Genomic DNA, 19,006 nt, shown 5'->3' on the forward strand with positions numbered 1-19,006 from the left:
ACGGAGGAATGCATGTGGCTGCAGCGGAGGACATGGCGAATGGATCACTCATCGGTCTGCCGCAGCCGCTGATCACATCATTGCGAGGCAAGAGCCTGTTACATGCGGTGCTACTTGTCGGCACGCCGACGGATACGGCGCGAGCGGCTATGATGGTTGCGCGCTATTTGCTGTGTGAACGGCCTGCCGACACACCTTGTGGGACGTGTCGTGCCTGCGTGCAAATGGCGGCGGGGGTGCATCCCGACTTTCTTGAGGCAGGTACTGAAGGGTTAAAGACGGCCGACGTCGAGATGGTACAGGACTGGCTAGGGACGAAGGCACACGGCGGATGCAAGGTCTATGTACTTCACGGCGTGGATCACATGACCGGCGTAGCGGCCAATCGCATGTTAAAGACGCTGGAAGAGCCAGAGCCTAATGTATATGCCATTATGACGGCCAAGAATCGCCATAACGTGCTATCGACCATTCGTTCGCGTGCATTTGCGTATGATCTCGCTCCAGCAGATCCCTACACCGCCACCGATCCGGGGGCAGCAGAACAGCTTCGCCGCCTGCTGAATACGACGGAAGATCCTTCGTTTGATGGCTTCGTCGATCAAGTGATAAAATGGACGGAGATGTGGCTCGTCGAACGCGCGCCAGCATGGACGCTGGCGGCAGCGTGGCAGTCGTTATCTGAACAAATACCCGCAGAGGACAGCCTGTTGCTACTCGCAGAGTGGTTGCGCGAAGTCCTGAATGCCCGGGCGAAAATGCCGTGTGGGCGGTTTCGGGACTGGGAACAGGCCATTTTGCGCATCGCTCCCATCCTCGAGATTCATCAGTGGGCCGAAGCGATAGAGATTGTGCTGGACAGCCGTCTCCGGTTGCAGTCACACGTCGCAGCTCTGTTGAACTTCGAGCAGATGTGCATCCGTTTGCGGGAGGTTTCATCCTAATGTACGACATTGTCGGCGTTCGCTTTAAGCCAGCCGGGAAAATTTATTATTTTGACCCCGGCGATCTCCCGATTCACAAGGATTCGCGCGTCATTGTCGAAACAGCGCGCGGAATTGAATATGGCCGTGTGGTCGTCGATCATCGCCAGGTGACTGAGGATTCGGTCGTGTTGCCGTTGAAACAAGTGATGCGCTTGGCAACGCCGGAAGACGAGATGACCGTTGAGGAAAACCGTGTACGTGCACGACAAGCCATGGTGACGTTTCGCGAAAAAGTCGCGAAACATCGGCTGCAAATGAAGTTGGTCGACGCTGAATATACATTTGATCGAAACAAGCTGATTTTTTACTTTACGGCGGATGGGCGCGTCGATTTTCGCGAACTCGTGAAGGATTTGGCGAGCGTATTCCGCGTTCGCATCGAGCTTCGGCAAATTGGTGTCCGTGACGAGGCGAAAATCCTTGGCGGCATTGGGCCGTGTGGCCGTCTGCTGTGTTGTTCGACGTGGATGGGGGAATTTGACCCCGTATCCATTCGGATGGCCAAGGATCAAAGTTTATCGCTTAACCCGTCCAAAATTTCGGGTTTGTGCGGCCGTTTGATGTGTTGTTTGAAATTTGAGAACGATTCGTACCAAGACCAAGACGCGATGGCGTAAAAGAGGTTGGTGTCCGCACATGGACAAGCAATCTTTGTTCGTACAAGTTGCGAATTTGGAAGAGCGGATTGGCGAGTTGTACGAGGAATTGGGATCGCTCAAGCACAAGATCCAGGAACTCATCGAGGAAAACCAGCGATTGCAACGGGAGAATGAGCATTACCAGGCTGAGTCGCTGGGTAAGGTGGTCAACCCGGAGTCCAGTTCTGCGCAGGAGAATTTGCGCCGTATTTATCGAGAAGGATTCCACATCTGCAACGTCAAGTATGGGAGCTTGCGCACAGAGGGAGAATGTCTGTTTTGCCTTTCGTTCATCGATCGCGCCTGAAATTGCAGGCGGGCTGTGCCTTTGCGATAGAAAACCAGGGGTCTGTCGGTGTAAAGCCGTCCGTCTTGGAAGATGGATTGTGGCTTGGCGGCAGACCCTTTTTCGGCAGGTGAGCATGGTGGTGTTGGAAAGTACCGTATCGCCGTCAGCATGTTTATACGTGTGTAGCACCCCAATCGGCAACCTTTCAGATGTCAGCTTGCGGCTTCTCGAGGTGTTGCGCGAGGTGGATCTTGTGCTGTGCGAAGACACGCGTCAAACCCGTAAGTTATTCAGCCGCTTTAAGATACCTGCGGATCGACTGCGCAGCTATCATCAGCATAACGAGAGGGCAAGCCAGGCTTGGCTGCGCGAACAGTTTGCCGCAGGGAGGCGCATCGCGCTCGTATCCGACGCTGGTACACCGCTGGTTTCTGATCCTGGTGCGGTCGTGGTCGAGACGGCCATCGCGATGGAGGTGCCAGTTGTCCCCATTCCTGGACCGAGCGCCGTGCTTGCGGGCTTGGTGGGCAGTGGACTCACCATGACACCGTTTGTCTACCTGGGATTTCCACCGCGATCGCAGTCTGAGCGTTTGCTTTGGCTGGAACCGTTTCGCAGTGCACCAGCGACGCTCGTGCTCTACGAGGCACCGCATCGCCTCGAGGCGACGCTCGCGTTTTTACGTGATACTCTCGGCGACAAGCCAGCGGTTCTGGCGAAAGAATTGACCAAGCTACATGAGTCGTTTGCGCGGGGAACGCTGTCGGCATTATGCGAACGAGTGGCTGCCGAACACCCGCGCGGCGAGTACGTCGTGTTAATTGACAATCGGCTGACCGCCGAGGACGCAGAGCGCGTTCGTGAAGAGGAGACAGAATGTGCCTGGCAGCGTGCGCTCGAAGAAGTCCGGCATGCCATGGAACAGGGGATGTCCCACAAACAAGCGGTGGCCGAGGCGAGCGAGCGGTTTGGCGTGAAACGCCGAGAACTCTACAATGCCACTTTGGCACAGGAGCAAAGCTGAATATCAGAACGTCAATGGCGCGAAAAAGGCCGCAGCAGGACGTTGCCTGCGTCGGCCTTGGGCTATCCTCGTCTCACATTACGCGTGTTGCATTTCAGAGATGCAGGACGGGCAGATGTTCTTGCCCTTGAAGTGGATAATCTCGTCCGCTTGTCCGCAGAAGATACAAGCTGGTTCATACTTCTTCAAAATGATGCGATCCCCATCGACATAGATTTCAAGAGCATCTTTTTCGCCAATGCCGAGCGTACGGCGCAGCTCGATAGGAATCACGACACGACCCAACTCGTCAACCTTGCGCACGATACCTGTAGACTTCACTGTACCATCCCCGTTCAATCAAAATATGTTTGTCTTTTTGAAATATCGCACAGCTTGGCAGTGACCGTATACCATCACTATCACGCCATGCAAATACTTCTATAGTCTTACTATACTGGATATCAGGGTTTTTGCAAGACCTTACATTTCTGAAGGTAGCTGTTCGGATGATTCAGATTTCCGTGTGCTTGCAGGATGAAAGTTTTCTGCACATTTCACGACACACGCCACGCTTCCGCCTACAATCCACGCGCCAGCGGGAAAACGTGTGCCGGGCAGTTACAGGCAAGTTGCGATCGCCAGACGGATCGCGTATGATGATTGGCAAATCAAGTCACAACTACACATTGTGATTCGGTGAAAGAATGGTACCCAAAAGTGCGGTTGACAGCGAGCCGGGATGGTGGAAGCCGGTAACGAGCGGTTGGGGAGTATGGTTCTGGAGAATCGCTCGGTGAGGCTCACAGTTGGGCTAAGCCGGGCGCGGTCGTTCCCGTTAGCGAACAGGGCGCTTTGCCGAGCGTCCGCAACAAGGCCTGTAAACTCGAATGGAGTTTGCGGGCGAAGTTGGGTGGTACCACGAGCCGAGCCTCGTCCCAATCTGGGGACGAGGCTTTTTCGCGGTGTTTATGAAATCGCGATGGTCCAGTATGCAAAGGGGGAAGAAGAGTTGGCAAAACCGACGTTTTACATCACGACACCGATTTATTATCCGAATGACAAGCTGCACATTGGCCACGCCTACACCACTGTCGCGGCGGACGCGATGGCGCGCTACAAGCGGCTGCGTGGTTATGACGTATACTTCTTGACTGGCACAGATGAGCATGGTCAGAAGATCCAGACGCGGGCTGCACAGGCCGGACTGCCACCAAAACAGTTCCTCGATCCCATCATCGACTGGATTCAGTCGCTGTGGAAGAAACTCGACATCTCATATGACGACTTCATTCGGACGACAGAGGATCGGCATACCAAGGTGGTCGCCGACATTTTTGAACGCCTGCTGAAGCAGGGCGACATTTACCTGTCTGAGTACGAAGGATGGTACTGTACACCCGACGAGTCGTTCTGGACCGAGCGGGAGCTGAAGGACGGCAAATGCCCAGAATGCGGCCGCGAAGTGCAATATGTTCGCGAAGCGTCGTATTTCTTCCGGATGAGCAAGTATGTGGACAAATTGGTGCAATACTACGACGAGAATCCAGAGTTTATTGAACCCATTGGCCGCAAGACCGAGATGCTGAAGAACTTCATCGAGCCAGGGTTGCAGGATCTGTGCGTGTCACGCACCTCGTTCGATTGGGGCGTTCATGTCAAGAGCGATCCGAAGCATGTTGTTTACGTTTGGCTCGATGCCCTGACAAACTATATCACCGCCATTGGCTATGGCTCCGACAAGGTGGAGGAGCGGGCGAAGTTTGAGAAGTACTGGCCGGCCGATGTCCACGTCGTAGGTAAGGACATCGTCCGCTTCCACACGATTTACTGGCCCATCATTCTCATGGCATTGGGGTTGCCGCTGCCGAAGAAAGTGTTCGGTCACGGCTTCTTCTTGGCCAAGGGCGGAAAGATGAGTAAATCGAAGGGCAATGTGATTGATCCGCTGCGCTTGATTGATCGCTATGGTCGTGACGCGTTTCGCTATTTCTTGTTGCGCGAGATCCCGTTTGGCCAAGACGGCGTCTTCACGCCGGAAGCGATGGTCGAGCGGCTCAATTACGATCTCGCCAACGACTTCGGCAACCTAGTGCATCGCACGGCAGCGATGCTGGGGCGGTTCACGGACGGGATCGTGCCGGAGCCAGGCGCACGCGCGGAACAGGATGAGGCTTTGGCCGAATTGGCCGAGTCGACACGGGCGAAAGTCGAAGAACACATGGACAAGATGCAGTTTTCACTTGCGCTGACAGAGATTTGGAATCTTGTGCGAGCCGCGAATAAGTACATCGACGACTGTCAGCCGTGGCGCCTTTACAAAGAGGGACACAAGGAGCGCCTGCAGACGGTGCTGTATCACATGGTCGAAGCCATTCGCGTCTCGACCATTCTGGTACAGCCGTTTATGACGGACGCACCACAGGCCATCCGGCAGCAGTTTGGTTGGACGGCGGACGAATTCGCTTGGACGGCCGCTGTCATCGGCATGGGCGGTGCTGGCAAGCAGGTTGCCGAAGTGGCACCACTTTTTCCGCGACTTGATGTAGAGAAGGAGATTGAAGCGTTGACTGAAATGACGACCAACCAGAATACGACGGCGAAGGCAGAACAGCAGAAAGCAGCAAAGGCTGCACCAAGTGGCAAGCCGCAAATCGGCATCGACGCGTTCGATCAGGTCGAACTTCGCGTAGGCCAAGTTTTGACCGCAAAAAAAGTGGAGGGAGCAGACAAACTCCTCCAATTCGACATCGATCTCGGCGCCGAGAAGCGGCAGATTGTCTCTGGTATCGCGAAATACTATCAGCCGGAGGAGCTCGTCGGTAAAAAGGTCGTTGTCGTATCCAACCTGAAGCCTGCGAAGCTGCGTGGTGTCGAATCACAGGGCATGATTCTCTGTGCCTCAGAGGGCGACAAGCTCTCCATCGTCTCCGTACCCGAATCCATGCCAAACGGAGCGATTGTCAAGTGAGGTTGTTTGATACGCACTGCCACTTGATGGATGGGCAGTTTGGCGACGATCTCGACAGCGTGATCGCCCGTGCTCGTGCGGAGGGGGTCGATCGCATGGTCATTCCGGCGGTCGATCTCGCCACGGCCCGTGCAGCCATTCACATTGCCGAGGCGCATGAAGGCGTGTATGCGGCGGTCGGCATTCATCCAGAGTCTGCCGCGAGCGCGAGGATCGAGGACTATGACGAAATGGAGCGCCTGGCCGGGCATGAAAAGGTCGTCGCGATTGGCGAGATTGGCCTCGACTACTACTGGGATAGCGCACCGCGGTCTGTCCAGCAGGAGGTCATGGAGCGGCAGATCGAGCTCGCAAAGCGAGTGGGGTTGCCCATTATCGTGCACAACCGGGAGTCGACGGAAGACGTCATCGCGTTGCTTGCGAAAACTCAGGTCGGGACGAGCGTCGGCGGCGTGATGCACTGTTTCAACGAACGCGAAGAGGCGCTCCGGCGGTGTCTGGAGCTCGGTATGTACATTTCGTTTGCGGGGCCTGTCACATTTAAGAAGTCGGATGACCTCCGTGCACTTGCGGCCAAGGTGCCGTCTGACAGGCTGCTTATCGAAACGGACAGTCCGTATTTGTCGCCACACCCGTTTCGCGGCAAGCGTAACGAGCCCGCACGTGTGAAGTTGGTCGCCGATACGGTCGCCTATGCACGCGGCGAGTCGGTGCAAGCGTGCGCCGAGCAGACCCGGGAGAACGCTCATCGGCTGTTCTGGAAGGTGAAGCCATAGATGACTTGGGAACGGCCGAAACTGTCGGAAGTGGTCGTGGTCGAGGGCATCCACGATAAGCAGCGTGTCGATGAGGCTGTTGAAGCAGATGTCATTGTCCTGGGTGGGGACAGGTTGAGCAAACGGGTGCTCGCACTTTTGCGCCGCGCGATCGCGGTACGAGGCGCAATTTTGCTCACAGATCCAGATGGAGCTGGCGAGCGGATCAGGCGCCGCATCGACAGCCTGGCACCTGGATGCAAACATGCTTATCTGCCGCGCGGGAAGGCCATTGCCGACGGAGGGCTCGGCGTTGAACACGCCCGAGCCGAAGATGTAGGACGGGCATTGTTGGCGGCAAGGTCGACGGATGTGGCACCGTGCATGGGTACATCGGACGCCTTCACGTACGATGATTTGTTGCGGCACGGCTTGACAGGCCACCCGCAAGCGGCGCTACGAAGGCAGCGCGTTGGCGATGCACTGGGCATTGGTTACGGCAACGGGAAGGCATTTTTGCACAAGCTCAACGCCTATGGTGTCACGCGCGACGAATTCGAACGAGCGGTGGAAAGGTTGACGGATTAATGGCTGGGGGCGATTTTGGGCCGCGGGCGACGAAAGAGCTTCTGCGGCAGTACGGCGTGATCGCAAAGAAGCAATTCGGGCAGAACTTTCTGATCGATGCACGGGTGCTGGAGGGCATCGTCGACGCTGTCAACGCCGATGATCGCACGGTGGCACTCGAGGTGGGGCCTGGGCTTGGGGCACTCACAATACAATTGGCGAATCGGGCGCGGCAAGTCATCGCCATCGAGAAAGACGAGACATTGCGGCCGGTGCTCGGTGGCGTGCTGGCTGGCCGTGAGAATGTAGAACTCGTCTTTGCCGACTGTTTGAAGGTCGATATTGAGGCTCTGGTGTCTCCCTTTTTGCAACCGGTTGACGATTTCGTTTTTGCCGCCAACCTGCCGTACTACGTCACGACGCCGATTCTCTTTGCCGTGCTCGAATCCAAGTTGCCGCTCCGCCGTGCCGTCGTCATGGTACAGCGCGAGGTAGCGGACAGGATGGTGGCTGAGCCGGGAGGAAAGGACTACGGCGTTCTGTCTGTCGGCGTGCAGTATCGGGGTGCCGTGAAACGCTTGTTTGTTGTGCCGCCAAGCGCTTTTCTTCCTCAGCCAGGAGTTGAGTCGGCTGTCGTGCTCATCGACTGTGAGCGACGCCCAGATGACCGAGCAACCGATGAGGAGAAGTTCTTTCAGGTCGTACGCGCGGCATTTTCCACGCGTCGAAAAACACTCGAAAACGCGCTGGCGAGCGGCCTTGGCGTGCCAAAGTCGGAATCTGCCGATTTGATTCGAAGAGCAGGCCTCAACCCCTCTGTACGCGCGGAAGCCTTATCTATCGCGGATTTTGTACGCTTGGCAGAGCAGATGGGGACCTAGGGTGAAGTGCCATTTCATTTCACCGGTTTCTGCAGCAACATCGACGATCAAAAACATCCTGATGTTGCTGCAGCTCTTTGCGTCTACCTGCATCCGCCAAGGGAGTCAGACGTTTGTGGCCAGATCCAAGTGCCTTGCACGGCGGCAGTGGTCATAAGCAGCGCAAAAAAAGCCACTCAGACGTAGCCTGAACAGGTACCATTGCGTTATAATAGTCCTGTAACATACCAACCAGTCAGTACACAGGAGGGACTCATGGACTTCTCCTATTCAGAAAAGGTTGTTCGGTTACAGGAAAGGCTCACGGAGTTTATGGAGACGTACGTGTATCCGAACGAGGCTGTTTACGCCGCTCAACTGAAAGCGCTTACCGACGAATCCAGGCGCTGGTCGAGTATTCCGCCTATCGTGGAAGAGCTGAAGGCGAAGGCGAAAGAGCAAGGACTATGGAATCTGTTTCTTCCAGACAGTGAATATGGGGCGGGGCTGACAAACCTCGAGTATGCGCCGCTTTGTGAAACGATGGGCAGATCTATCATCGCTCCTGAAATTTTCAATTGCAATGCACCTGATACTGGGAACATCGAGGTTCTCGCTCGTTACGGATCGGATGAGCAGAAAGAGAAATGGCTTCATCCGTTGCTCGCTGGCGACATTCGCTCTTGTTTCGCGATGACTGAGCCCGATGTCGCTTCGAGCGACGCCACGAACATCAGGGCGAGCATTGTTCGCGATGGTGACGAATATATCGTCAACGGACGCAAATGGTGGTCAACCGGGGCTGGCGATCCGCGTTGCAAAGTCGCCATCGTCATGGGGCGCACAAACCCGGAAGCACCGCGCCACGAGCAGCAATCCATGATTCTCGTGCCCCTTGACACGCCAGGTGTGCGAGTGACACGGATGCTCTCCGTCTTCGGGTACGATCACGCTCCACATGGACATGGCGAAATCGCGTTTGACAACGTGCGCGTGCCAGCGAGCCATATCATCTGGGGCGAAGGAAAAGGGTTCGCGATCGCGCAGGGGCGTTTGGGGCCTGGTCGCATCCATCACTGTATGCGTCTCTTGGGCGCGGCGGAACGAGCGCTGGAACTCCTTTGTAAGCGCGTACAATCGCGCTTGGCATTTGGCCATCCCCTTGCCAGCCAAGGGGTCATTCAGGACTGGATTGCCCAGTCGCGTATCGACATAGAGCAAGCGCGGCTGTTGACGCTCAAGGCTGCATACCTGATGGACACGGTGGGCAACCGGGCAGCTCGCACCGAAATCGCGATGATCAAGGCTGTTGCGCCAACCATTGCGCTTCGCGTGATCGACCGCGCAATTCAAGCCCATGGCGCAGCCGGGGTGAGCGACGATTATCCGCTTGCCGCGTTCTGGGCGAACGCCCGCACTCTGCGCATTGCGGACGGCCCAGATGAAGTGCACCGTATGCAAATTGCGCGCGACGAATTGCGGAAATATCGCGAGGCGCCATAAGCGAGGGGGAACTCCATGCATATTCGGGACTTATTTGACCTTCATGGGAAGGTAGCGATTGTCACAGGGGGTGGGCGTGGACTTGGCGAACAGTTGGCCGAGGCGCTCGCGGAAGCGGGCGCAGATCTGCTTTTGTGTTCGCGCAAGGTGGAGGCTTGCGCCGAGGTGGCGGATCGTATCACCGCTGCGACCGGCGTCAAGGCTGTCGCCATGTCGTGTGATATTGTGCAACCGGACGACGTGGCGCGGGTCGTCGATCGGGCCATGGCGGAGTTTGGCCGGATCGACATCTTGGTGAATAACAGTGGGGCGACTTGGGGAGCTCCGGCTGTTGACATGCCACTTGAAGCATGGCGAAAGGTTATCGACACCAATGTCACAGGCACATTCCTGATGAGTCAGGCGGTCGGGCGCGTCATGATTCAGCAAGGCGGCGGGAAAATCATCAATATTGCTTCGACCGCCGGTTTTGGCGGTGTCGATCCCCGGCTCATGGATGCTATTGGCTACAACACGAGCAAAGGTGCCATTTTGACATTCACCAAAGATCTCGCAGTCAAATGGGGACGACACGGAGTCACAGTCAATGCTATCGCGCCGGGCTTTTTTCCGACCAAGATGTCGAGGGGCGTTCTCGCCCAAGCTGGTGAGGCGCTCCTGGCACAGACGCCGTTGGGGCGCTTCGGAGGCGACTCTGACTTAAAGGGGGCCGCTGTGTTTCTGGCTTCTGCCGCATCCGATTACATGACGGGAGCCGTACTGACGATCGACGGCGGCGTTTCGGCCCACCACTGACTTGCGGCTCGCGTCGCCGCGCCATTGTGAAGGAGGTTGCGTGATGTTACAAGGGTATGGGTTTCAGCATTACCCCGCTCACATTCCTACGAGCATTGATGTACCGGAGATTTCGATGCGCGATGTATTGTTACAATCGGTGGAGACCTATCGAGATTGCGTTGCCACTTGGTTTTACGGTCAACAGATGACCTACGGTGAGTTACGGCAGGCGGTGGACGCATTTGCCGCGGGTCTCCAAGGCATGGGTGTCGGCAAGGGAGACCGCGTTGCCATCATGTTGCCGAATTGTCCGCAATACGTGATTGCGTATTACGGAATTCTGTCGGCCGGTGCCATTGTCGCGCAGATGAACCCCATGTCGATGCCCCGTGAACTTCAGCACATTCTTGCCGACTCTGGGGCAAAGGTCATTGTGACGCTTGATGCGCTGGTACCCCGCGTACAGGGCGTGCAGGGCCAAACCGATTTGGAACACACAATCAGTGTGTCGTTGCAGGCGCAAGATAGCACACCGCCCGGCGCGATTCCGTTTGCGAACGTGATACAAAGCGGTTTGGCTAGGGCTTTAAACGAAGTTGCGATACATCCGGCAGAGGATGTCGCTGTGCTCCAATATACCGGTGGCACAACAGGTCTTTCAAAGGGAGCCATGCTCACGCACCGCAACCTCGTCGCAAACACCTTGCAATGCTATTATTTCTTTCGCGACAGCTATAACCCTGGCCACGACACGTGTCTAACCGTCCTCCCGCTGTTCCACGTCTTTGGCATGACCGTTTGTATGAACGTCTCCATTTACAATGGTGCACGCCTACTTCTTATACCGCGTTTCGATCCGGTAGAGGTGGCGCAGATCATCAAGGCGGAGCAGCCGACGATGTTTCCCGGGGTACCGACAATGTACACTGCGCTCTTGCACTTGCCGAATATCGAAGACTATGGATTGCGCAGCATTCGCGTTTGCAACAGTGGCGGCGCCCCGATGCCAGTCGAGCTGATGCGTGAATTTGAAGCGAAAACGGGCAGCGTCGTGTACGAAGGCTTTGGTCTGTCGGAGGCTTCACCGGTGACTCATTGCAACTCGACATTTGCGCCGCGCAAGCCGGGGACAATTGGACTGCCGTATCCGTCCACCGAATACAAAATCGTCGATCTCGAAGATGGGGTGACGGAAGTGCCCGTTGGTCAACTCGGCGAATTGGTCATACGTGGCCCGCAGGTGATGAAGGGGTATTGGAACATGCCCGAGGAGACTGCGCGAGCACTGCGTGACGGATGGCTGTACACTGGCGATATTGCGACCGTCGACGAAGACGGTTACGTATCGATTGTGGATCGCAAAAAGGACATGATTATCGCAAGTGGTTACAATATCTATCCGCGCGAGGTCGAGGAGGTTCTCTACGAACATCCAGCAGTTCAGGAGGCCATTGTCGTCGGTGTTCCGGATGCGTACCGCGGAGAAACGGTAAAGGCGTTCATTGTGCGAAGGGCAGGTGCCCAGGTGACGGAAGACGAAATCATCGCGCACTGCAAAGCCGGGTTGTCGGCTTATAAGGTGCCGAAGCTGATTGAGTTCCGCAATGAGCTTCCCAAGAGCAGCGTCGGCAAGCTGTTGCGGCGTGCGCTGCGCGAAGAATCTACAGTGAAAGTGGACGGTGCATGAACGAAGAGAAACCAGGCATGAAAACACTTATCGCGGAGGCAAGCCTTGCTCTCTTTGAGCAGCGGGGGTTCACAGAGACGTCCGTCCAGGATATCTGCAATGAACTGGGTGTCACAAAGGGAACGTTTTATTACTACTTCGACAGCAAAGAAACGCTGCTCATGGATATCCACGAGCAGTACATCGTGACACTGCTCGAGGAGCAAAAGGGAATTTTGGAAGACGACAATTTGACCTACCGGGAAAAGGTACGTGCCGTCATCTATATGCTCATTCGCGACATCGAGAAACGCGGTGCCCGCGGGCGTGTGTTCTTCCGCGAGATGCGCCACCTCAACGACGGGCGAAAAGCCAAAATCGTGCCCTTGCGCAACCAATTTCGCCTGAACATTGAGCAGTTGGTGCGTGCTGGAGTGGAGGCAGGCGCTTTTCGATCCGAAATCAATCCCAAGCTTGCAGCGTTTGCACTGCTTGGCATTGCCAATTGGAGTTACCAATGGTTTCATCCCGATGGCGAATTATCGGATCGAGAAGTTGCGGATGCGTTCGCAACCATACTGTTGGAAGGTATCGAACCAGATCCGCGAGATCGATGAAGATTGTGGAGATCCTCGATGCTGTTATGAACTCGGTGTCTTGCAGGAATGGAGAGGTGAGCCGATGGACTTTGTGCTTACGCCTGAACTCGATATGTTGCGGCGGGCAATTCGGGAGTTTGTCGAGGGCGTGATCGAACCGCGGGCGATGCAAATTGAGGATGAGGATCAGGTTCCCGACGACATCATGGAAGCGTCGAAAAGGCTTGGTTTGTTTGGGCTCAGCATTCCTGAGGAATTCGGCGGACTAGGACTTGATATGGTCGGTAAATGCACGCTCTTTGCCGAGTTGGGAAAGACCATCAACGGATACACATCCATCATCGGAGCCCACAATGGCATTGGCTCCGTCGGAATTGTTTCGTTTGGCACAAAGGAACAAAAGACGAGATACCTTCCCAAGATGGCCAGCGGTGAGTGGATTGGAGCCTTCGCATTGACCGAACCGCAGGCGGGATCGAATGCGGCGGCATTAAAAACGACGGCCGTGAAAAAAGGGGATCGCTATGTGCTGAACGGGCAGAAGATTTACATCACCAATGCGCCTTTGGCACACGTGTTCACCGTGATGGCCGTAACGGAACCAGAGAAAGGCGCAAAGGGGATTACCTCGTTCATCGTCGAACGTGATTTTCCAGGTTTTCGCGTTGGGCACATCGAAAGGAAGATGGGTCTGCATGGATCGCACACAGCCCAGTTGTTCTTTGACGACATGGAGGTTCCGGAAGAGAACGTGCTGGGTAGTGTCGGGGATGGGTATGTGAACGCTTTGAAAATCCTGGCCAATGGTCGTGCAGGTTTAGCCGCCAGGTGTTTGGGTTCCTGTGAATATCTGCTCGAGAAATCTGTCCAATATGCACACGAGAGGGTGCAATTCGGGAAACCCATTTTTGAACAACAGATTATCCAGCATTATCTCGCGGATATGGCGACCGAGATCGAGCTGTTGCGAAGTTTCGTGCATCGTGTGGCATGGATGACCGATCAGGGCATGAATGTGGTGAAAGAGGCCGCGATGATCAAGTTATATGGATCTGAGGTGTACAACCGAATTGCCGACAAGGCGGTACAGATCCACGGTGGGCTCGGTTATATCGCGGAATATCCAATCGAGAGATTTTATCGAGACGCGCGCATCACACGCATTTATGAAGGAACCTCCGAGATTCAAAAGAACATTATCGCCGCACAGTTACACAAGGAGTATCTGCGCAGTCGCATTGAGTAGCGTTGGCGATAGCTGTTGCGATGTTTGTTGACTTATGAAATCTGATGGTTGTTTCGCAATGAAGTGGGATGATTACAGCGATTGCGGAACGGAGTTCGATTCATCCGGCTGAAAACGCTTGCCGATGAATGCTAATCAAATTTGAAAAGAACAGAAGGGAGTCGTTTGTATGGCTCGTTTAACGGGGCAAGTGGCAGTGGTGACAGGCGCGGCGCGAGGGATTGGTGCAGCGACAGCCAAACGGTTGGCGGCGGACGGTGCCAAGGTGGCTGTGTTTGATCTGAAAGAAGAGTGGATCGCGGAAACGGTGAAAGCCATACAAGCTGATGGCGGCGAGGCCATTGGGATCGGTTGTGACGTGACAGATACGACAGCAGTAGAAACCGCCATGCAGTCGGTTGTCGAGCGGTTTGGCCGGCTCGACATCCTTGTCAACAACGCGGGTGTGATTCGCGATAACCTGCTGTTCAAGATGTCGGAGGACGACTGGGACACCGTGATGAACGTGCACCTCAAAGGCGCCTTTCTGTGTAGTAAAGCGGCTCAGACGTACATGGTTCAGCAACGTTCCGGGAAGATCGTGAACACGTCGAGCACCTCGGCACTGGGCAATCGGGGGCAGGCAAATTACGCAGCGGCGAAGGCGGGAATTCAGGGATTCACGCGTACGCTCGCACTAGAACTTGGGCCGTTTGGCATTCGCGTCAACGCGGTGGCACCTGGATTTATCGAGACAGACATGACGAAGCAAACGGCGGATCGCGTTGGCGTGGACTTCGCGCAGTTTAAGGAGATGGCCGTCCAATCGATCGCGCTGCGCCGGGTCGGCAAACCAGAGGACGTGGCGAATGTGGTCGCGTTTCTTGTGAGCGATGATGCAGCTTATGTCTCGGGTCAAGTGATCTACATCGACGGCTGCAGAATGCGCTAGGGGGGTGTTGCCATGAGGCGAGATCGCATCGCGGCGATTGTCGGTATCGCGGAGTCGGATATCGGCGCGACGCCGGATAAAACCGTCCTGCAACTGCAAGCACAAGCGGCTGTGCGAGCATTGGCTGATGCCGGATTGCACACGCGCGACGTGCAGGCTTTGTTTTGCGCGGGGGCGTGGACCACGTGGACCAACCTGATGCTCGCAGAGTATCTAGGCATACAACCCATCTATACCGATTCAACGAACATTGGCGGTTCTTCGTTTGAGGCGCACGTTGGGCATGCTGTCGCCGGGATTCAAGCCGGGTTATTCGAGGTTGCCCTGATCGTCTACGGCAGTACCCAGCGTTCGCAGCGATTGCGCGGCAAGGTCCCGGTGGAAGTGGGTCTCACCGACCAGTACGAGGCTCCGTTTGGATTGCCCACGCCCGTAGGCGCGTACGCGATGGCGGCGATGCGTCACATGTACGAATACGGAACGCGATCCGAACAACTGGCCGAAGTGGCGGTTGCGGCGCGCCAGTGGGCGATGCGGAATCCCCGTGCCTTTGTGCGCGATCCGCTTTCCGTCGACGATGTCCTCGCCTCGCGCATGATTTGCGAGCCGCTCCACCTGTATGACTGCTGCCTGGTCACAGACGGCGGCGGCGCCATGGTCGTCGTATCCGAACGCGTTGCCCGACAGTGTCGGCAGAAGCCGGTTTGGGTGCTCGGTCAGGCTGAGACGCACACGCATCACACGCTGCTCTCGATGCCGGATGTGACGTCCACCGGTGCCGCCATTTCTGGCCCTCGCGCCATGGCTATGGCTGGCATTCGCCACGACGACGTCGATGTCGCCCAGATTTACGATTCGTTTACGATCACGGTGATTCTGACGCTCGAAGATCTGGGCTTTTGTCGACGCGGGGAAGGCGGGGAGTTTGTAAGTGGCGGGCGGATCGCGCCAGGTGGCGATTTCCCGATGAACACGAACGGGGGCGGCTTGTCCCATTGTCATCCAGGCATGTACGGTATCTTCCTGCTGATTGAGGCGGTACTGCAATTGCGTGGCGACGGTGGCGATCGCCAGGTGCCAGACGCGCGGATTGCACTCGTACATGGGATGGGAGTCCAGTTATCCTCGAGTGCAACCGTCGTTTTGGGGAGGGACTAGACATGGCCATGCAACCAAAGCCGATTCCAATTCAGGACACTGATTCAAGCCCTTTTTGGAAGGGGTGCCGTCAAGGTGTTCTGCGCATTCAGTTGTGCGAAGGCTGTGGACGGCACGTGTTCTACCCACGCTCCGTTTGTCCGCACTGCATGTCTGAAAGTCTCGTCTGGATCAACGCCAAGGGAGTCGGCACGGTGTATACCTATACGGTTGTACATCGCGGCTTCGGGCCGTTTCAAGACGAAGTTCCGTTCACCATGGCGCTTGTCGATCTCGACGAAGGCGTCCGCATGATGACGCGCATCGTTGACGCTGGCGACGGCATCCACATTGGAGATAGGGTCGAAGTGGTGTTTTGCGAACGTGACGACGGGGTGGTACTTCCATATTTTCGGCCGGTTTTGATCGAGGCCAATGGTCGTTGAGCGATGGACGATGCGACGCATCCATGCTGGTATCTCTTGCTGAGAGGTTGATGAAACATGATGGATTATCCGCTTTTATTAAAGTCTGTGTTGTATCGCGCGAACACGGTATTCCCCGAACAAGAAATTGTCTCGCGCGGGTCTCACGGCGTCTTTCGGTATACCTACCGTGACATGTACAAGCGGGTCTGTCGGCTCGCTCACGCCCTTGAGCAAGTGCTCGATGTCAAGCCTGGCGAGCATGTCGGATCGTTTGCGTGGAATCACCATCGCCATTTGGAATTGTACTTTGCGGTACCGTGTGCACAGCGGGTACTGCATACCATCAATATCCGTCTGTTTCAAGAGCAAATTGTGTATACCATCAATCACGCAGAAGACAAGGTTTTGTTCATCGACGAAGATTTGTTGCCCCTGATTGAAAGCATTGCGCCTGAACTGACCACGGTCAAGGCGTACGTGATCATGACGGACGCTCAGACCTTGCCCAAGACCACGCTCGCTCCTGTCTACTCGTACGAGGAACTGTTGGTGCAGGCTCACGATGACTATGAATTTCCGACGTTCGATGAACATACCACGGCCATCATTGGCTATACATCCGCTACGACTGGAAATCCCAAAGGCGTCCTCTATAGCCATCGCGGGCTGTACCTACACTGTCTGACGTCGCTGATTGGGGAACTTGGCGTGGACGACGCGGATGTGACGATGCCTGTGGTTCCGATGTTCCACGTCAACGCCTGGGGCCGACCCTATTCAGACACGTGGATCGGAGCCAAACAGGTCTATCCGGGACCGCGTCCGCAAGCACAAGATCTTTGCGAATTGATTCACAACGAGCGCGTCACGTTTAGTGCTGGTGTGCCGACCATTTGGATGGCCGTGCTCAACCACATGCGCGAGCATCCTGGGACGTACGACTTTTCTTGCGTTCGCCTGCTGATGTCGGGTGGATCCGCGTTATCGCCGACGTTGACCCAGGCGTATGAAAAGGAACTCGGCGTCAAGCTGTATCAGGGTTATGGACAGACAGAAACTAGCCCCATTACGTTTGTCAACTTCCCCAAGTCGTCGCTAAAGAACCTTCCCGAGCCGGCCAAGTATCAGCTACGGGCAAAAACGGGATTGCTCGTGCCTGGGCTTGAGATGCGCATTGTCAATGCGGAGGGCAACGATGTTGCACATGATGGCAAGGAGATGGGGGAGTTGTGGCTGCGAGGTCCTTGGATCATCGATTCGTATTACCGAGATGCCGAAAAGACGCGCGAGGCGTTTACGGATGGTTGGTTTCGAACAGGCGATATCGCAACCATAGACCAGCATGGCTACTTGCAAATTGTCGATCGTGTCAAAGATTTGATCAAGAGTGGAGGCGAGTGGATTTCGTCTGTCGATTTGGAGAATGCGCTGATGGGCCATCCTGATGTGCTCGAAGCGGCGCTGATTGCCATTCCACATGAAAAGTGGCAGGAGCGACCGCTCGCCTGTGTCGTGCTGCGCGCTGAGGCCCGCGGCAAGGTGACGAAAGAAGATCTCCTTTCCTACCTGTCCGGGCGCGTGGCGAAGTGGTGGCTTCCGGACGAAGTGGTGTTCTTGGAGGAGATCCCGAAGACGAGTGTTGGGAAGTTTTCAAAAAAGACGCTTCGCGAATGGTGGGAACAAGGCAATTTAGTGTCCGCGTATTGATTCTGAAGGGAGCGAGCTATGGACGTGGATATGGGCGATTTTTTGCCACTGGTTGGCGTCTGGTCGAAACCGGTGAAAAACGAGGTGGAAAAAGGCGCGATCCGGAAGTTTGCACAAGCGATTGGAGATGGCAATCCACTCTATCATGACGAGGAGGCGGCAACGAAAAGCCGTTACGGGCGTCTCGTGGCGCCGCCAACCTTCAGCCGTACCTTTGATTATGGCCAAATTCCGCATTTGGTTTTGCCGGTGGCAGGACTCATTCACGGTGAGCAGTCGTATGTGTTCCACCGTCCCATCTTAGCGGGCGATGTACTTTATGCCAGTCAGGGCTTGGTGGATGTCAAGGAGCGCTCTGGGAAGCTTGGCCGCATGATTATACTCGTCTTTTCCTACAAGGTGGAGAATGAGGCGGGAGATTTGGTTCAGACGTCGACGTCAACAGTGATTTATCGGCCGGAAGGAGACAACAGACATGACTGAAGGCATGCGTTTTGCGGTTGGCGACAGGCTGGCGCCGCTCACCAAACCTCCGGTTACGCGCACGCAGTTAGTGATGTACTCAGGGGCATCCGGCGACTTTAATCCGATACACACAGTCGAGTCGTTCGCCCAGGAAGCGGGGCTTGGCGGCGTGATCGCTCATGGGATGCTGACGATGGCGTTTGTCGGGCAGATGCTGACCGATTTACTTGGCGAATGCGGGGAATTGGAGACTTTCGGCATCCGCTTCATCGATATGGTCAGACCAGACGATATCATCACGTGTGAGGGCATCGTCACCGAAGTCGAGGAAGATGCGGACGGACAAATCGTAGCCTGCGATATTTGGGCGAAAAAAACGCCCAGCGGCGAGAAAGTCGTTCAGGGTACCGCGCGTTTTCGCACGTTTCGTTAGGAGGACTTGACTCGCGTCGGGGCCATTTCGCGTATAACGATGTAT

General features: G+C 55.7%; 19 protein-coding genes and 1 pseudogene. 19 read left to right on the top strand and 1 reads right to left on the bottom strand.

Features of this window, described 5'->3' with window-relative positions; genetic code table 11:
* The first annotated feature begins 14 nt into the window (after window positions 1–14).
* From C7445_RS08700 to rsmI, 4 genes and pseudogenes are all read left to right on the top strand, one after another.
* Window positions 15–944, top strand: a complete 930-nt coding sequence (locus C7445_RS08700; RefSeq protein ID WP_243835077.1) for a DNA polymerase III subunit — start codon at window positions 15–17, stop codon at window positions 942–944.
* Window positions 944–1,582: pseudogene (locus tag C7445_RS08705) on the top strand (PSP1 domain-containing protein); the annotation flags it as partial. The gene C7445_RS08700 and the pseudogene C7445_RS08705, both read left to right, overlap by 1 nt.
* Before the next feature lie 40 nt (window positions 1,583–1,622).
* A complete protein-coding gene (locus C7445_RS08710; protein WP_134159675.1) occupies window positions 1,623–1,931 on the top strand; it encodes an initiation-control protein YabA in 309 nt (102 codons plus the stop codon).
* Between the two features lie 79 nt (window positions 1,932–2,010).
* Window positions 2,011–2,937, top strand: coding sequence for a 16S rRNA (cytidine(1402)-2'-O)-methyltransferase (gene rsmI / locus C7445_RS08715; RefSeq protein ID WP_243835078.1), 927 nt, complete (start codon window positions 2,011–2,013; stop codon window positions 2,935–2,937).
* Window positions 2,938–3,015: 78 nt separating this feature from the next.
* On the opposite strand, the gene C7445_RS08720 is transcribed toward rsmI, so the two are convergent.
* Complete coding sequence (locus tag C7445_RS08720; protein ID WP_040288444.1) at window positions 3,016–3,258, bottom strand: AbrB/MazE/SpoVT family DNA-binding domain-containing protein; 243 nt, start codon at window positions 3,256–3,258, stop codon at window positions 3,016–3,018.
* A gap of 640 nt (window positions 3,259–3,898) precedes the next feature.
* Between C7445_RS08720 and metG the strand changes: the two genes are divergently transcribed.
* From metG to C7445_RS08795, 15 genes are all read left to right on the top strand, one after another.
* A complete protein-coding gene (gene metG, locus C7445_RS08725) occupies window positions 3,899–5,887 on the top strand; it encodes a methionine--tRNA ligase (protein WP_134159734.1) in 1,989 nt (662 codons plus the stop codon).
* A complete protein-coding gene (locus tag C7445_RS08730) occupies window positions 5,884–6,663 on the top strand; it encodes a TatD family hydrolase (RefSeq protein ID WP_134159676.1) in 780 nt (259 codons plus the stop codon). The genes metG and C7445_RS08730 overlap by 4 nt, the downstream gene beginning before the upstream one ends.
* The gene (gene rnmV, locus C7445_RS08735; protein WP_134159677.1) at window positions 6,664–7,230 is read left to right on the top strand and encodes a ribonuclease M5; all 567 of its coding nucleotides are present in this window, start codon (window positions 6,664–6,666) and stop codon (window positions 7,228–7,230) included. It begins immediately after the preceding gene.
* Window positions 7,230–8,090, top strand: a complete 861-nt coding sequence (gene rsmA, locus C7445_RS08740; protein WP_134159678.1) for a 16S rRNA (adenine(1518)-N(6)/adenine(1519)-N(6))-dimethyltransferase RsmA — start codon at window positions 7,230–7,232, stop codon at window positions 8,088–8,090. The genes rnmV and rsmA overlap by 1 nt, the downstream gene beginning before the upstream one ends.
* A gap of 255 nt (window positions 8,091–8,345) precedes the next feature.
* Window positions 8,346–9,572: an acyl-CoA dehydrogenase family protein gene (locus C7445_RS08745; protein WP_134159679.1), complete on the top strand. Its 1,227-nt coding sequence runs from the start codon at window positions 8,346–8,348 to the stop codon at window positions 9,570–9,572.
* A gap of 15 nt (window positions 9,573–9,587) precedes the next feature.
* The gene (locus tag C7445_RS08750) at window positions 9,588–10,367 is read left to right on the top strand and encodes an SDR family oxidoreductase (protein ID WP_134159680.1); all 780 of its coding nucleotides are present in this window, start codon (window positions 9,588–9,590) and stop codon (window positions 10,365–10,367) included.
* Window positions 10,368–10,410: 43 nt separating this feature from the next.
* Window positions 10,411–12,036, top strand: a complete 1,626-nt coding sequence (locus C7445_RS08755) for a long-chain-fatty-acid--CoA ligase (protein ID WP_134159681.1) — start codon at window positions 10,411–10,413, stop codon at window positions 12,034–12,036.
* The gene (locus C7445_RS08760) at window positions 12,033–12,632 is read left to right on the top strand and encodes a TetR/AcrR family transcriptional regulator (RefSeq protein ID WP_243835079.1); all 600 of its coding nucleotides are present in this window, start codon (window positions 12,033–12,035) and stop codon (window positions 12,630–12,632) included. The genes C7445_RS08755 and C7445_RS08760 overlap by 4 nt, the downstream gene beginning before the upstream one ends.
* A gap of 64 nt (window positions 12,633–12,696) precedes the next feature.
* A complete protein-coding gene (locus C7445_RS08765; RefSeq protein WP_134159682.1) occupies window positions 12,697–13,860 on the top strand; it encodes an acyl-CoA dehydrogenase family protein in 1,164 nt (387 codons plus the stop codon).
* A 169-nt stretch (window positions 13,861–14,029) separates the two neighbouring features.
* On the top strand, window positions 14,030–14,791 hold the full coding sequence (locus C7445_RS08770; protein WP_134159683.1) for a beta-ketoacyl-ACP reductase: 762 nt from the start codon (window positions 14,030–14,032) through the stop codon (window positions 14,789–14,791).
* Between the two features lie 12 nt (window positions 14,792–14,803).
* Window positions 14,804–15,949: an acetyl-CoA acetyltransferase gene (locus C7445_RS08775; protein ID WP_134159684.1), complete on the top strand. Its 1,146-nt coding sequence runs from the start codon at window positions 14,804–14,806 to the stop codon at window positions 15,947–15,949.
* Window positions 15,950–15,951: 2 nt separating this feature from the next.
* Window positions 15,952–16,374, top strand: a complete 423-nt coding sequence (locus C7445_RS08780) for a Zn-ribbon domain-containing OB-fold protein (protein WP_134159685.1) — start codon at window positions 15,952–15,954, stop codon at window positions 16,372–16,374.
* Window positions 16,375–16,431: 57 nt separating this feature from the next.
* Complete coding sequence (locus C7445_RS08785; protein WP_134159686.1) at window positions 16,432–18,063, top strand: long-chain fatty acid--CoA ligase; 1,632 nt, start codon at window positions 16,432–16,434, stop codon at window positions 18,061–18,063.
* 18 nt (window positions 18,064–18,081) lie between these two features.
* Window positions 18,082–18,546 (top strand): MaoC family dehydratase N-terminal domain-containing protein, encoded by a 465-nt coding sequence (locus C7445_RS08790; RefSeq protein ID WP_208320874.1) that lies wholly within the window; start codon window positions 18,082–18,084, stop codon window positions 18,544–18,546.
* A complete protein-coding gene (locus C7445_RS08795) occupies window positions 18,539–18,961 on the top strand; it encodes a MaoC/PaaZ C-terminal domain-containing protein (protein ID WP_243835080.1) in 423 nt (140 codons plus the stop codon). Before C7445_RS08790 ends, C7445_RS08795 begins: the two co-directional genes overlap by 8 nt.
* Window positions 18,962–19,006: the final 45 nt, after the last annotated feature.

Source organism: Alicyclobacillus sacchari, assembly GCF_004366795.1.
GTDB lineage: Bacteria > Bacillota > Bacilli > Alicyclobacillales > Alicyclobacillaceae > Alicyclobacillus > Alicyclobacillus sacchari.